16 protein-coding genes are annotated in these 13582 nt (G+C 50.8%); 3 read left to right on the forward strand and 13 right to left on the reverse strand.

Translation table 11 applies throughout. The features are described 5' to 3' along the window. Window positions 1–58 precede the first annotated feature (58 nt). From yfcD to yfcF, 3 genes are read right to left on the reverse strand one after another with little or no spacing between them, the layout of a single operon-like run. Window positions 59–604 carry an NUDIX hydrolase YfcD gene (gene yfcD, locus WBL83_RS14060; protein ID WP_424589730.1) on the reverse strand — a complete coding sequence of 182 codons (546 nt, stop codon included), beginning with the start codon at window positions 602–604 and terminating at the stop codon, window positions 59–61. A 56-nt stretch (window positions 605–660) separates the two neighbouring features. Next, entirely contained in the window at window positions 661–1212 is a 552-nt protein-coding gene (gene yfcE, locus WBL83_RS14065) for a phosphodiesterase (protein WP_424589731.1), read from the reverse strand. 56 nt (window positions 1213–1268) lie between these two features. Further along, entirely contained in the window at window positions 1269–1913 is a 645-nt protein-coding gene (gene yfcF, locus WBL83_RS14070) for a glutathione transferase (RefSeq protein WP_424589732.1), read from the reverse strand. A 150-nt stretch (window positions 1914–2063) separates the two neighbouring features. On the opposite strand from yfcF, the gene yfcG reads away from it, so the two are divergent. From yfcG to WBL83_RS14085, 3 genes are all read left to right on the forward strand, one after another. Further along, the gene (gene yfcG / locus WBL83_RS14075) at window positions 2064–2693 is read left to right on the forward strand and encodes a GSH-dependent disulfide bond oxidoreductase (RefSeq protein WP_424589733.1); all 630 of its coding nucleotides are present in this window, start codon (window positions 2064–2066) and stop codon (window positions 2691–2693) included. Between the two features lie 84 nt (window positions 2694–2777). Next, window positions 2778–3152, forward strand: a complete 375-nt coding sequence (gene folX, locus WBL83_RS14080; RefSeq protein WP_424589734.1) for a dihydroneopterin triphosphate 2'-epimerase — start codon at window positions 2778–2780, stop codon at window positions 3150–3152. A gap of 16 nt (window positions 3153–3168) precedes the next feature. Beyond that, window positions 3169–4062: a TIGR01777 family oxidoreductase gene (locus WBL83_RS14085; RefSeq protein ID WP_424589735.1), complete on the forward strand. Its 894-nt coding sequence runs from the start codon at window positions 3169–3171 to the stop codon at window positions 4060–4062. A gap of 90 nt (window positions 4063–4152) precedes the next feature. Here WBL83_RS14085 and hisP read toward each other — a convergent pair whose 3' ends face one another. The 10 genes from hisP to folC all read right to left on the reverse strand — a co-directional run bounded on the left by hisP (window position 4153) and on the right by folC (window position 13535). Beyond that, entirely contained in the window at window positions 4153–4926 is a 774-nt protein-coding gene (gene hisP / locus WBL83_RS14090) for a histidine ABC transporter ATP-binding protein HisP (protein WP_424589736.1), read from the reverse strand. 9 nt (window positions 4927–4935) lie between these two features. Beyond that, on the reverse strand, window positions 4936–5652 hold the full coding sequence (locus WBL83_RS14095; RefSeq protein WP_424589737.1) for an ABC transporter permease: 717 nt from the start codon (window positions 5650–5652) through the stop codon (window positions 4936–4938). Continuing rightward, window positions 5649–6335, reverse strand: coding sequence for a histidine ABC transporter permease HisQ (locus WBL83_RS14100; RefSeq protein ID WP_424589738.1), 687 nt, complete (start codon window positions 6333–6335; stop codon window positions 5649–5651). Before WBL83_RS14100 ends, WBL83_RS14095 begins: the two co-directional genes overlap by 4 nt. A 74-nt stretch (window positions 6336–6409) precedes the next feature. Then, window positions 6410–7192, reverse strand: coding sequence for a histidine ABC transporter substrate-binding protein HisJ (hisJ, locus tag WBL83_RS14105; protein WP_424589739.1), 783 nt, complete (start codon window positions 7190–7192; stop codon window positions 6410–6412). A gap of 297 nt (window positions 7193–7489) precedes the next feature. After that, entirely contained in the window at window positions 7490–8272 is a 783-nt protein-coding gene (argT, locus tag WBL83_RS14110) for a lysine/arginine/ornithine ABC transporter substrate-binding protein ArgT (protein ID WP_424589740.1), read from the reverse strand. 298 nt (window positions 8273–8570) lie between these two features. Next, complete coding sequence (locus tag WBL83_RS14115) at window positions 8571–9140, reverse strand: UbiX family flavin prenyltransferase (protein ID WP_424589741.1); 570 nt, start codon at window positions 9138–9140, stop codon at window positions 8571–8573. A gap of 176 nt (window positions 9141–9316) precedes the next feature. Then, entirely contained in the window at window positions 9317–10834 is a 1518-nt protein-coding gene (gene purF, locus WBL83_RS14120; RefSeq protein ID WP_424589742.1) for an amidophosphoribosyltransferase, read from the reverse strand. 39 nt (window positions 10835–10873) lie between these two features. Further along, window positions 10874–11359, reverse strand: a complete 486-nt coding sequence (cvpA, locus tag WBL83_RS14125) for a colicin V production protein (protein ID WP_424589743.1) — start codon at window positions 11357–11359, stop codon at window positions 10874–10876. Between the two features lie 189 nt (window positions 11360–11548). Beyond that, window positions 11549–12277, reverse strand: coding sequence for a cell division protein DedD (gene dedD, locus WBL83_RS14130; protein ID WP_424589744.1), 729 nt, complete (start codon window positions 12275–12277; stop codon window positions 11549–11551). Next, the gene (gene folC, locus WBL83_RS14135) at window positions 12267–13535 is read right to left on the reverse strand and encodes a bifunctional tetrahydrofolate synthase/dihydrofolate synthase (RefSeq protein WP_424589745.1); all 1269 of its coding nucleotides are present in this window, start codon (window positions 13533–13535) and stop codon (window positions 12267–12269) included. Before folC ends, dedD begins: the two co-directional genes overlap by 11 nt. Window positions 13536–13582: the final 47 nt, after the last annotated feature.

Below are 13582 nucleotides of genomic sequence, written 5' to 3' on the forward strand. Positions count from 1 at the left end.
GCTAATTTGTATTAGCGGCCTTTTTTTATTGTCGATATTCCGTAGAAAACTGAATGAGTTACTCAGCAGCAGCGGTGTGCTGGGATTCATTTTTAGCGTTGCGGGTCATCCACAATGCCAGGGCTTTTAAAGAGTCCGGCGTGAAATCGTCACAGCGGGCGGTAATCTCTTCTGGAGACATCCAGCAAACTTCGCTGACTTCTTCTTCCTGCAAAGCAAACGGACCATGAGAAACGCAGCTAAACAGGCTTCCCCACACCCGGCAGTTGGTATCTTCGAAATAGAACTGACCATGCTCGGCAAAAGGCACACCCGCGATACCCAGCTCTTCTTCAGCCTCGCGGCGCGCAGAGTCGAGTAATTGTTCGTCGGCCTGAACCACGCCGCCCGCGGTGGCATCTAACATACCCGGCATAAAATCTTTAGTTTCAGTGCGTCGCTGCACCAAAATCTTACCCATACCGTCATGCACAACAATATAAGTCGCACGATGTCGTAAACGTTGCACGCGCATTTGTTCTCGACTTGATTGCGCGATAACTTCATTGTCTTCATTGACAATGTCTATCCATTCCGTGCCAACAAAATGACTCTGTTCCACCATCGGGGAAACCTTATTCAGGGCGCTCTTATGGCGCGTTATGTTCAACAGGCGGTAAGTTACGGGGTAATCTCGACCTGTGCAATAACCCCATCGTTATTCAGTGCGTGAACGCTCAGAACACCATCGTTTAGCATGCCGTAGCTCGCCTCGAACCCACCTTTGGGAATACTCACCGAACCTGGATTGAACAGATAAACTGTATCTTGTTTTTCCGCTAAGGGTAGATGAGTGTGGCCAAAAACCAGCACGTCATTTTCTGCCAGCGGAGGCAGTTTGTCAGGATTATACAAATGGCCATGCGTAACGAATAGACGTTGATCGGCCATTAAAATCTGTTGCCAGGGAGCTGTTATCGGAAAATGTAGCAGCATCTGATCAACTTCGCTGTCGCAGTTGCCACGCACCGCAATAATTTTATCCGCAATGCTGTTAAACCGCTCTGCAACCGCACCTGGATTATAGCCCACCGGTAATGCATTACGCGGCCCGTGATTCAACACGTCCCCCAGTAATATCAGCCATTTAGCACCACTACGCTCAAAGTGCGCTAGCACTTGCTCTGTAGCGGGTAGAGAACCATGAATATCCGAGGCAAACATTAGCTTCATAAAACCACATTCCTGTTAATGATAAGCGAATTCATCATAACGAATTATGGGGCGAATCAACCAGAATGCTTTGCGGAAAGTGCCAGATAACGTTGAACCGAAGCGCGCTGCCACTGGAACGTTGCATATTCTTGCAAGCGCTCAGGTACCTCATCGCCATTGAGGATCAGACGGTTAAGCATCAATGCCAGATCCGTGTCGGCAATAGACCATTCACCAAACAAATTTTGCTGGCCGACCGGCAAGAGACCTTCAACGGTGGTCACCAGCTTTTGCGCTGTGGCCTGCGCCTTGTCACTCAGCGGTGGCTTTTTGACACCGGCGAAAATCACATCGGTTGAACGCTCTTCACGGATCGGCATTAAGTCACTGCGGATCCACGCCTGAATTTGTCTGGCACGCGCGCGTTTTTCTAAATCATGTGGGTAGATGCGTTCCCAGGTCGGCGGGGCAAACCGATCTTCGAGATATTCAGTAATCGCGGAGGATTCGCTTAACAAAAAGTCATCGACCGCAATCACAGGAACGCGTCGAGTGAGGTCATAGCCTTTCCAACCGGGATGCAGGTTTTGTCCGGTATTGAGGTCGACTGTTTGCATCGTAAAGTTCAGTCCCTTCTCTTTCAGGGCAACATAGACGGACATCACGTAAGGGCTAAAGTAGTTACTGTCGGACCAAAGCGTTATTGTCGGCTGGCTCATAATATCCCCATCATTCAAGCTTCCAGGTTATTGAACATATAGCGGAAAATGGCGGTTGTCACTTGAGCAAAACTCATCTGCCCGGCAAATTTATCAAAAAGTCTATACTCCATAGGGTTCTGCAAAAACTAATATCAGGATGGCAATGAGATGATCGACCTTTACTACGCACCGACACCAAACGGCCACAAAATCACGCTGTTTCTGGAAGAGGCAGGTCTGGAGTACAACATTCACCGTATTGATATTGGCAAAGGAGATCAGTTTCAGCCTGCCTTTTTGGCGATTTCCCCAAACAATAAAATTCCGGCAATTATCGACCAGCATCCTCTCGATGGTGGCAGCCCGTTGAGCTTGTTTGAATCAGGGGAAATTTTGCTTTATCTGGCGGAGAAGACCAACGAGCTTTTAAGCAAGGATCTGCGTGAACGTGCCCACACCCTGCAATGGTTGTTCTGGCAAGTCGGTGGCTTCGGTCCGATGCTTGGTCAGAACCATCACTTTAACCATTTCGCACCGCAACCTGTGCCGTATGCGATTGAACGCTATCAGGTGGAAACTCAGCGTTTGTATGGCGTGCTAAACAAACAGCTAGAGAAAACCCCTTGGTTGGGCGGCAATGAATACAGTATTGCGGATATCGCTACCTACCCGTGGACGGTTTCACATGAGCGCCAGCGCATTAATCTGGCGAACTTCCCGGCAGTCGAGAACTGGTTTGAGCGCATCCGCTCGCGCCCTGCGACAGAACGCGCCTATCAGCAATCACAAATAAGTTAATGCCAATGCGCCCGCTATGGGCGCAATGTTTTTCCTCATGTATTCTAGGGCTGGAAAATTACAATCATATGGAAGAAACCTGCAATGTCATCTCATCAGCCAGACGCGATTATTCGAATTAAAAACTTACGCCTGCGCACCTTCATTGGCATCAAAGAAGAAGAAATTGCCAATCGCCAGGATATCGTCATTAACGTCGCGATTCATTATCCGGCGGACAAAGCTCGCGCCAGCGAAGATATTAACGATGCGCTGAACTATCGCACCATTACTAAACAAATCATCCAGTTGGTTGAGAATACTCGGTTCTCACTCCTGGAAAAATTAACTCAGGATGTGCTCGATATCGCATGCGACCATCCGTGGGTGTCTTATGCTGAAGTAGAGATCGATAAACTTCACGCGCTGCGTTATGCCGACTCTGTATCCATGACAATGAGTTGGCGTCGCCAGGCGTAAAAAGCTGGAGACGACCATGCAGATACTGATAACCGGCGGAACGGGGTTGATTGGCAGCCATCTGGTGCCACGCTTGCTGGAGTTAGGGCACGATGTCACCGTCGTTACCCGAAATCCCGAGAAAGGCCGTGCGCTGTTTGACACCAAAGTGACCTTCTGGAAAGGGTTGAGTGAGAGATCCAATCTTGATGGGTTTGATGCCGTTATCAATCTGGCTGGCGAACCGATAGCCGATAAACGCTGGACTGAGGCGCAAAAACAGCGGCTGTGTAATAGCCGTTGGCAAATCACCGAGCGTCTGGTCGAGATGTTTAAAGCAAGCCAGACGCCGCCTTCAGTGCTTATCTCCGGCTCTGCCGCAGGCTACTACGGTGACCTCGGCGAAGTGGTGGTCAACGAAGATGAGCCACCGCATAACGAGTTTACTCACAAGCTTTGCGCCCGCTGGGAGCAAATCGCTTGCAGCGCGCAGAGTGAGCAGACGCGTGTCTGCCTGCTGCGTACCGGCGTGGTTCTGGCGCCAAAAGGTGGGATTCTGGCGAAGCTCTTACCAATCTTCCGTTTAGGCCTGGGTGGCCCGATAGGCGACGGTCGCCAGTATCTGGCATGGATCCATATCGACGATATGGTCAACGGGATCCTGTGGCTGCTGGATAACGATCTGCGTGGGCCGTTCAACATGGTTTCGCCCTACCCGGTACGTAACGAACAATTCTCTCACGCGCTCGGCCATGCACTCCATCGCCCGGCGTTTATGCGCGCCCCGGCAAAGGCGGTTCGCTTGATGATGGGGGAATCTTCGGTGCTGGTGTTAGGCGGGCAAAGGGCGCTACCGAAGCGGCTCGAAGAGTCAGGATTTGGCTTCCGTTGGTACGACCTGGAGGAGGCGTTGGGGGATGTGGTGCGGTAGGAAACGCCCTCATCCCAACCTTCTCCCCCAGGAGAAGGAGAAAACCGAATAGTTCCCTCTCCCTGGGGAGAGGGTTAGGGTGAGGGGAAATTACTTCAACGAACCCGACAAAAACTGCTGCAAACGCGCACTTTTGGGATTACCAAACAACTCTGCTGGCGTCCCCTCTTCTTCAATGACGCCCTGGTGCAAGAAGATCACATGGTTTGATACATGACGCGCAAAGTCCATCTCATGTGTCACTACCACCATGGTCTTCCCCTCTTCAGCAAGTTTCTGCATGATACGCAGCACTTCACCTACCAACTCAGGGTCGAGCGCAGAAGTCGGTTCATCGAACAGCAGCACTTCCGGTTCCATCGCTAGTGCACGGGCGATAGAGACACGCTGCTGCTGACCACCGGAAAGATGCACCGGATATTTCGCCTGCTGGCGTTCATCGATACCCACTTTTGCGAGGTACTTAATGGCTCGCTCTTTGGCTTCTTGCTTGCTCAAGCCTAGTACCTGAATCGGCGCTTCCATGACGTTTTCCAGTACCGTCATGTGGCTCCACAAGTTGAAGTGCTGGAATACCATGGTCAGACGCGTACGCAGCAAACGCAGCTGATTTTTATCCGCCACTTTCAGTTGCCCGTCAGTGTCGCGCACCAGGTTGATATTCTGGTTGCTGACCACAATCGTCCCTTCGCTCGGTTTTTCGAGGAAGTTAATGCAACGCAGGAAAGTACTTTTCCCGGAGCCAGACGAACCGATAATACTAATCACATCTCCCGCGTTAGCGCGCAGAGAAACCCCTTTAAGCACTTCATGTTCGCCGTAGCGTTTGTGCAAATCAGTTACGTTTAATTTATTTTCAGCCATGGGAATTACTCAGTGCGAAGAACTGGGTTTAACGTGCTGCATAAAACGCTGTTCGGCTCTGCGGAACAGGCTTATCAGGACGTAAGAAATAATCAGATATAACACCGCCGCGATGCCAAACGCCGTAAACGGCTGGTAGGTCGCGGAGTTGATATCACGGGCAATTTTCAGCAGATCAGGCACCGTGGCAGTAAACGCCAGCGCCGTGGAGTGCAGCATCAAAATGACTTCATTGCTGTACGCTGGCAGCGCGATACGCAGCGCCGATGGCAAAATAATGCAACGGTACAATTTGAATGGCGAGAAACCATAAGCACGAGCGGCTTCGATTTCACCGTGCGGCACCGAGCGAATCGCCCCGGCAAAAATTTCGGTGGTATAGGCACAGGTATTTAACGTCAGCGCCAGCACCGTACAGTTGAGGCCGCTGCGGAAAAACTCATTGAGCAACACCGTCCCTTTCACCACTTCCAGCGTGTACATACCGGAGTAGAACACCAGCAATTGCACATACAGCGGTGTGCCACGGAATATGTAGGTGAATAACCAGATTGGGAAAGCAATAAACTTGTTGCTCGATACGCGACCAATCGCGAGGAACAGCGCCAGAATCCCGCCCATTACCACCGAGGTAATCAACAACCACAGCGTGATAGCGACACCGGTAAAGCGGTATCCATCCGTCCACAGCAGCGCTTTCCAGTATTCCTGGATAATTTCGATCATAGCTCAGCCCTCTTCACACCCACCGAGTAGCGGCGTTCAAGCCAGAGCAAGACTCCGTTCGAAACCGTGGTAAAGATCAGGTAAATGATCCCGGCAACAATCGCAAAGTAGAATGGCTGCCAGGTGCTTTTCCCGGCAAGTTGCGTGGCTTTCACCACATCTTCCAGCCCTAACAAAGAGACCAGCGCAGTGGCTTTTAAAATTACCTGCCAGTTGTTGCCAATCCCCGGGAGCGCGAAGCGCATCATGGCCGGGAAGAGAATGCGGCGAAAGGTTTGAGAACCGGTAAAACCAAATGCCGTTGCGGCTTCAATATGCCCGCGTGGAACAGCGAGGAAAGCACCGCGGAAAGTTTCAGTGAAATAAGCACCGTAGATAAAGCCCAGGGTAATGATACCCGCCACCATGGGGTCGATATCAAACTGAGCGGCTCCCATCGCGTCGGTTAACACATTGAGTGCCATCTGCAGGCCGTAGAAAATCAACAGCATCAACACGAGATCCGGCACACCGCGAATCAGGGTAGTGTAACCTTCAAACAGCAACGCTAAAGGGCGGTTTTTGGATAACTTAGCACCAGCTCCAGCCAGACCTATGATAACGGCGAGGATAACGGAGCTTAGCGCCAGTTCCAGCGTGACGATGGCCCCTTTAAAGATTACTTCAGAAAAACCGTACAGCATGGTGCGTATCCTGTCGTCAGTGTCTGCACAAACCTAACCTGCCCTTTCAGGGCAGGTTGAACCACTGGTGACTGTTAACCACCGTAAACATCGAAGTCGAAGTATTTCTTCGCTAACTTCTCGTAAGTCCCATCTTTGCGCATTTCAGCAAACGCTTTGTTCAGGGCCTGACGCAGCTCGGTGTCGTCTTTACGCAGACCCATACCGGTGCCTACGCCAAACAATTTGTCGTCTTTAATGGACGGGCCGCCAAACTGATAATCTTTACCCACCGGTTGCTTCAGGAAGCCTTCGCTCGCAGCGACTTCATCCTGGAATGCGGCGTCAATACGGCCAGCCGTCAGGTCAGCGTAAATAGAATCCTGGCCCTGATAAGAGACAATTTCGATGCCTTTAGGCGCCCAATGCTCATTTCCGTAGGTTTCCTGGGTGGTACCTTGCAGAACACCAATGCGCTTACCCTTCAGGGCCTGAAGTGTTGGCTGAACTGGCGACCCTTTCGCGACCACTAAACGCGAGTCTGCAGCATACAGTTTGTCGGTGAAGGCAATTTCTTGTTGGCGTTTTTCAGTGATGGAAAGTGACGACATAATCGCGTCGATTTTTTTCGCTTTCAACGAGGGGATCAGCGCATCCAGTGGGTTTTCCACGAAGGTGCAGTTCGTTTCGATGCGTTTACAGAGTTCTTTTGCCAGATCGATGTCAAAACCCACTAATTCCCCTTGCGCGTTTTTTGATTCAAACGGGGCGTAAGTCGGGTCTGTACCGATGCGTAGGTTTTTAGGAATAGCGGCGAAAGCTGTGGAAACACTGGAAAATGCCAGTACTAACGAAAGAGCGATGATCTGCTTGTTCATAATTATCCTCGAATAGACTGTTTTTATACGCGATTGCTTTTTAACCGGATAAAATTGCACGTTCCATGCCAATTTATGCATCTTGTTACAGTGTTTTTTTCCTATTCTGGCGCGCCAGAATCACATGCCACAAAAAGTCAAAAAAACCCACTGCACCAACAAGATGCAAGCAATACACTATTTTGGTGCATTGCTAAATTTTTGCACCTTACAGGTGCAACGAACTTTGGTTAGATTGCAATTCTATTCAGCCCGGCTGCATCAAAGCATAACCGGGCTACAGACTACGGGATAATCTTATTCACCGTAAACATTAAAATCGAAGTACTTCTTAGCAAATTTGTCGTAAGTACCGTCTTTACGCATTTCTGCCAGTGCTTTGTTGAAGGCATCTTTCAGCTCAGTATCGTCTTTGCGCAAGCCAATACCGGTGCCGTCACCGAAGTACTGTTTGTTTTTCACAGACGGGCCTGCGAACGCATAACCTTTCCCTGCTGGCAATTTCAGGAAGCCTTCGCTCGCGGCAGTTTCATCCTGGAAAGCCGCGTCCAGTCGGCCAGCCGCCAGATCCGAATAAATCAGGTCCTGGTTGGCATAAGCCACCACATCGATACCTTTGGTGCGCCATTCAGCATTAGCAAACGCTTCCTGGGTTGAACCCTGCAACACGCCTACGTGCTTGCCTTTAAGTGAATCCAGCGTCGGTTTAACCGGTGAGCCTTTAACAGCAATTAAGCGGGAGTCAGCAGCATACAGTTTGTCGGAGAAGGCAATCTCTTGCTGGCGCTTTTCGGTGATAGACAGTGAGGAGATGATGGCGTCGATTTTCTTCGCTTTAAGCGAAGGAATCAGGGCATCAAAGTCACTTGCAACCCACGTACATTTAGTATTAATGCGCTTACAGAGCTCATTACCGAGATCAATATCGAAACCAACAAAATCCCCTTTTGCGTCTTTAGATGAAAACGGCGCATATGTCGTATCCGTACCAAGACGAAGGCTCTGTGGAAGGGCTGCAAAGACGCTTGCGGTGGTGCTCAAGCCGAGCAGTAAAGACAGAGCGAGAACTTGCTTTTTCATACGTAACCCTCAAGTTTGACTGATCTTATTATGTGTAATGTCGTGTTGTGTTTGTTTTGTGTTGCTGATTCAGAGTTGCAGTTCTCATGCCACTTTTTCTTGCGTGAAAGAAAGTGCGCATTTTTGTGTTAAAAAATAGTTACAACCATGTCACAGACTTGAAAGATAGCAGGTCTGGCCTGAGGGAAAAGCATTAACGGAGGAAAATAGCGGATAAATGTTCTGGAAGTGATCGGGGTTACAAAAACGCCCCATTATGAGGCGCTGGGTTTTGTGATGCACCACACTGGCACAGTGTTTATGCGCCAGTCCAGCGGGTGAACAGGTCTTGCGCAAGCTCAATATCAAACTGGTCGAGTACACGATTAACCGTCTGGTCAATAATATCCTGCACGCTCTGCGGGCGATGATAGAACGCAGGCATCGGCGGCATAATCACGGCACCCAACTCAGCCGCCTGGGTCATTAAGCGCAAATGGCCGAGGTGCAATGGAGTTTCGCGCACACAAAGTACCAAAGGGCGTCGCTCTTTGAGCACCACATCTGCAGCACGCGTTAGCAGGCCATCTGTATAGCTGTGAACAATGCCAGAAAGGGTTTTGATAGAGCAAGGCAATATGACCATGCCATGCGTCTTAAAAGAGCCTGAGGAGATGCTGGCGGCGATATCCCGGGCATCATGAACCACATCCGCCAGCGCCTGAACTTCACGCACGGACATATCACTTTCCAGCGCAAGGGTTTGGCGAGCAGCATTGCTCATAATCAGATGCGTTTCGATATCCGGTAATTGTTGCAGCACCTGAAGCAGTCGCACACCGTACGTTGCGCCACTGGCACCTGAAATTCCAACAATTAACCGTTTCATAATTTGCGTTCGCCCGAGAAGTTTATCTGGGCTGACTTTGCCGGAAGATGGGGATGGATGCAAGGTTACGTGGTGGATCTGGAATTTGTAGGGCGGATAAGCCCCGCGTCATCCGCCATAAATGCAGGTAGATGACGCAGCACTTATCCACCCTATAAGTGGCATAAGTGAAGGTTTTAGCCCTCGTTATGCATCTCTAAGTTTTCCACTTCATTTTGACGCTGAATGGCTTTCGAATCGTCATTACGCAGCGACTCAAGATACTCAAGGTATTCATGATCCACGTCTTTGGTGACGTAGATACCGTTGAATACTGAGCACTCAAACTGCGTGATGTCCGGGTTCTCAACGCGAACCGCTTCAATCAGATCGTCCAGATCCTGGAAAATCAAACCGTCAGCACCGATGAGCTGGCGAATTTCGTCCACTTCACGGCCATGAGCAATCAGTTCGTTTGCGCTTGGCATATCGATGCCATATACGTTCGGGAAGCGAATTTCTGGTGCCGCTGATGCGAGATACACTTTTTTCGCACCCGCTTCACGTGCCATTTCGATAATCTGCTCAGAAGTGGTACCGCGAACGATGGAGTCATCCACCAGCAGCACATTCTTATCGCGGAACTCAGCACGGTTAGCGTTGAGTTTACGACGCACAGATTTACGACGCAGTTGCTGGCCTGGCATGATAAAGGTACGGCCAACATAGCGATTCTTCACGAAGCCCTGACGGTACGGTTTATTGAGGATATGGGCGATTTCCAGCGCGATATCACAGGAGGTTTCTGGAATTGGGATAACTACGTCAATATCCAGGTCTTCCCACTCGCGAGCAATTTTCTCGCCGAGTTTTTTACCCATCTCAACGCGTGCGCTATACACGGAAATCTTGTCGATAAATGAGTCCGGGCGCGCGAAGTAAACGTACTCAAACAGGCATGGATTGCTGGTCGGATTGTCGGCACACTGACGTGTGAACAACTGCCCTTTCTCGGTGATATACACCGCTTCGCCAGGGGCGACATCACGCAGGAATTCAAAGCCCAGCGTGTCAAGCGCTACGCTCTCAGATGCCACCATGTATTCGGTACGGCCATCGCCCAAATCGCGTTTACCCATCACCAAAGGACGGATGCCATTAGGATCACGGAACGCTACCATGCCGTGGCCGATGATCATGGCAACACAGGCATAGGCGCCACGGATCTGGCGGTTAGTTGCGGCAATGGCAGCAAAAATGTTGTCAGCTTCCAGCGGATAGTTGCGGAAGTTATCCAGCTCGCTTGCGAAAATATTGAGCAGGATTTCGGAATCTGAGGTGGTGTTGATGTGACGACGTTTTTCTTCGAACAGCTTTTGACGCAGTTCGTGCGCGTTCGTCAGGTTACCGTTGTGTGCAAGGGTAATACCGTAAGGGGAGTTCACATAGAAAGGCTGGGCTTCAGAGGCACTCGAGCTACCCGCTGTAGGGTAACGTACATGGCCGATACCCATGTTTCCCTGCAAGCGTTGCATGTGAATGGCACCAAATACATCGCTCACCAGACCATTAGCTTTACGCAGACGAAAACAGTTTAAGGCATCAATGGTGACGATGCCTGCGGCATCCTGCCCACGATGCTGAAGCACCGTTAACGCGTCATAAATCGACTGGTTGACCGGCATAAAACCGGCGATACCGACAATACCGCACATGTTGTCTTTTCCTCATTAAGCCACAACCCCCCGATACGATTACCGGGGTAAGAAACTTGACGAGCTTTGCAGATAGTCAAAGAACCATCTGATGATGAAACTGAATTGCGGGATAAGCTGCGACTTTTGCCAGTCGTCACTCTTTGAAAAACCAGTAAACGTATCAAGAAAGAACAGAATGGCGGCGACGATCAGCGCTCCACGTAAAGCACCGAAACAGATCCCCAACACCCTGTCTGTACCCGACAGGCCGGTTTTCTCAACCAGTGCGCTAATCACATAATTGACTATCGCACCGACGATGAGTGTCGCGATAAACAGTATCGCAATAGCTATTCCGTTTCGTACCAGTTCGTCTTCAAAGCCAGTGAACCAGACTGACAGGTAAGTGTAGTAATGACTGGCGACAAAGAAAGCAAAACCCCAGGTTACAAGCGATAACGCTTCACGCACAAACCCACGAATAACACTAATCAGAGCCGAAAAGCCGATAACTGCAATAATGGCGTAATCTATCCAGACCATGAACAAATCTCACGACAAATCGCCCTGACGTCCAGTTCGGGGCGCATTCTAACAGAAAAAGAAAACGTTTGCGTAGGGATTTCCTTCCCTCGCGTAAATAAATAATGGCGTTGAAAAAATGCTCAACGCCATTAAGAATTTGCCCTGTTGCCGGGCTTCGCGGGTGCTTTCACCGGTGTGTCAGGAAAGCTATCGCGCCGTATAATTCATCACTACTCCGTTTAGCCCGGAAAGCGAACTCAGCTCGCCTAAAGAGGACTTAAGTTTGTCTTTTGAGGCATCCGGCCCCACCAAAATACGGGTCACTTTACCCTGTACAGGTGTCGACGGTATTGTGTATACCTTGAACCCGGCACCGCGCAGTTTACCAACAATTTCATTAACTTTGTCGGCATTTTTCAACGCACCGAGCTGGACGATATAGGCTTGCCCCGTCGGCGCCTTCTCAGCAGTTTCTTGCTTCGCAGGTTTTTCTGCGACTGGCGGCTCTTCGTTCATCATCGCCAGACGTTCTTCAGTTTGAGAAGCGTCAGTCTTGCTCTGCGGTTTTTCTACCGGCTTAGGTTTTGGTTTCTCCACCACCGGCTTCGGTTTAGGTTGGTCGCGGGTCACAGGAACTTCATCAATACCCGCACCGCTATCTCCTGGAAGCGAAGCGATATCCAGCCCGGGTGCCGCCGCTGTCCCAGCACGCACTTCTTCAGCCGCACCTTCCGGTGGCTGTGAAGGCAGCGCCTGAGTCGCCGCAGGCAGCATATCTGGTTCATCGGTATCACCCGGTTTTGGAACCAGAGGGATAGCGGCAAACTCATCCTGATAATGCTTTTTCTGACCATCAAGCAGCCCTGGCAGGATAATGACCCCCAGTGCGACCAGAATAATGGTTCCGACTAATCGATTTTGAAACTTACTCGCCACCTGCATTCTCCGCGTCCAGCGCTTCCATTACGTGGGCTACTGTATGAAATGAACCACACACCAGCACGGTATCATTTTCTGTTGCTGCCTTCATTGCAGCATACCAGGCCTCAGCCACCGTGTCGTAGACTTCACCCTGACCGAGATGTTCAGTCAACTGCTCAGCCGTTGCACCGCGCGGCCCTTCTAACGGAGCACAATACCAGTTATCGACTTGAGGGGACAAACATGCCAGCGTACCGGCAATGTCTTTATCGTGCAGCATACCGATGACTGCCAGCACGCGGCCACGTTTTGGCAACTCTGCCAGCCGCCCGGCAAGATAAGCCGCCGCATGAGGATTGTGCGCCACATCCAGAATAACCAATGGTGCATCGGAAATAACCTGGAATCGCCCTGGTAATGTCGCCTCTTTAATCCCTTGAATGATAGCGCCATTGCTGACATTCAGCTCGCTTGCACGTAATGCTGCCAGCGCCGTTGCCGCATTCGGCTGCGGCACCAGTGGCAACGGCAGCCCACTCAATTCGCCCTGAGCGTCTTTAAAGCGCCAGCTATTCTCTTCAACGCTGTAAGACCAGTCGATACCGCGACGCAGCAAATGAGCGCCCTTTTCAACTGCCACATCGGCGATAGTCAGCGGCATATCCGGCTCGCCAACTACGGCAGGCTTGCCACCACGGAAGACACCGGCTTTTTCACGCCCGATGCTTTCACGGTCTGGCCCCAGCCAGTCGGTGTGATCAAGCGCAATACTGGTGACCACCGCCACATCGGCATCGACGATATTAGTCGCATCCAGCCGTCCGCCAAGACCGACTTCGAGAATCACCACATCCACCGCCAGTTGCTTAAACAGCAATAACGCCGACAGGGTACTGTATTCGAAATAGGTGAGTGAGGTTTCGCCGCGTGCGGCTTCAATCTCGGCAAATGCCGCCGTATGGTAAGCCTCGTGCAGCTCTTCGCTTTGAACGCGCACACGTTCGGTATAGCGCACCAGATGAGGTGAACTGTAGACGCCAACGCTATAACCCGCTGCCATCAGGACTCTTTCCAGCGTGCGACAGGTGGTGCCTTTGCCGTTTGTCCCGGCGACTGTAAACACCGTCGGCGCAGGTTTCAGGATATCAAGCGTAGCGGCCACTTTTTTAACGCGGTCGAGGCCAAGCTCGATGGTTTTAGAATGGAGGTTTTCCAGATAACAAAGCCACGTGGCCAGGGGCGACGTGGCTTGAGGTGTTTGAGTTTTTTCCATGATGCCCGCTCTACGCTACGGTTCAAGAAAAAAGGCAGTTCCGCGAG

Source organism: Buttiauxella sp., from assembly GCF_049686335.1.
Lineage (GTDB): Bacteria > Pseudomonadota > Gammaproteobacteria > Enterobacterales > Enterobacteriaceae > Buttiauxella.

Excerpts from the sequence above, each read along its gene's own strand:
- yfcD (WP_424589730.1), bottom strand. The coding sequence starts at position 604 with ATGGTGGAACAGAGTCATTTTGTTGGCACGGAATGGATAGACATTGTC.
- yfcE (WP_424589731.1), bottom strand. The coding sequence starts at position 1,212 with ATGAAGCTAATGTTTGCCTCGGATATTCATGGTTCTCTACCCGCTACA.
- yfcF (WP_424589732.1), bottom strand. The coding sequence starts at position 1,913 with ATGAGCCAGCCGACAATAACGCTTTGGTCCGACAGTAACTACTTTAGC.
- yfcG (WP_424589733.1), top strand. The coding sequence starts at position 2,064 with ATGATCGACCTTTACTACGCACCGACACCAAACGGCCACAAAATCACG.
- folX (WP_424589734.1), top strand. The coding sequence starts at position 2,778 with ATGTCATCTCATCAGCCAGACGCGATTATTCGAATTAAAAACTTACGC.
- WBL83_RS14085 (WP_424589735.1), top strand. The coding sequence starts at position 3,169 with ATGCAGATACTGATAACCGGCGGAACGGGGTTGATTGGCAGCCATCTG.
- hisP (WP_424589736.1), bottom strand. The coding sequence starts at position 4,926 with ATGGCTGAAAATAAATTAAACGTAACTGATTTGCACAAACGCTACGGC.
- WBL83_RS14095 (WP_424589737.1), bottom strand. The coding sequence starts at position 5,652 with ATGATCGAAATTATCCAGGAATACTGGAAAGCGCTGCTGTGGACGGAT.
- WBL83_RS14100 (WP_424589738.1), bottom strand. The coding sequence starts at position 6,335 with ATGCTGTACGGTTTTTCTGAAGTAATCTTTAAAGGGGCCATCGTCACG.
- hisJ (WP_424589739.1), bottom strand. The coding sequence starts at position 7,192 with ATGAACAAGCAGATCATCGCTCTTTCGTTAGTACTGGCATTTTCCAGT.
- argT (WP_424589740.1), bottom strand. The coding sequence starts at position 8,272 with ATGAAAAAGCAAGTTCTCGCTCTGTCTTTACTGCTCGGCTTGAGCACC.
- WBL83_RS14115 (WP_424589741.1), bottom strand. The coding sequence starts at position 9,140 with ATGAAACGGTTAATTGTTGGAATTTCAGGTGCCAGTGGCGCAACGTAC.
- purF (WP_424589742.1), bottom strand. The coding sequence starts at position 10,834 with ATGTGCGGTATTGTCGGTATCGCCGGTTTTATGCCGGTCAACCAGTCG.
- cvpA (WP_424589743.1), bottom strand. The coding sequence starts at position 11,359 with ATGGTCTGGATAGATTACGCCATTATTGCAGTTATCGGCTTTTCGGCT.
- folC (WP_424589745.1), bottom strand. The coding sequence starts at position 13,535 with ATGGAAAAAACTCAAACACCTCAAGCCACGTCGCCCCTGGCCACGTGG.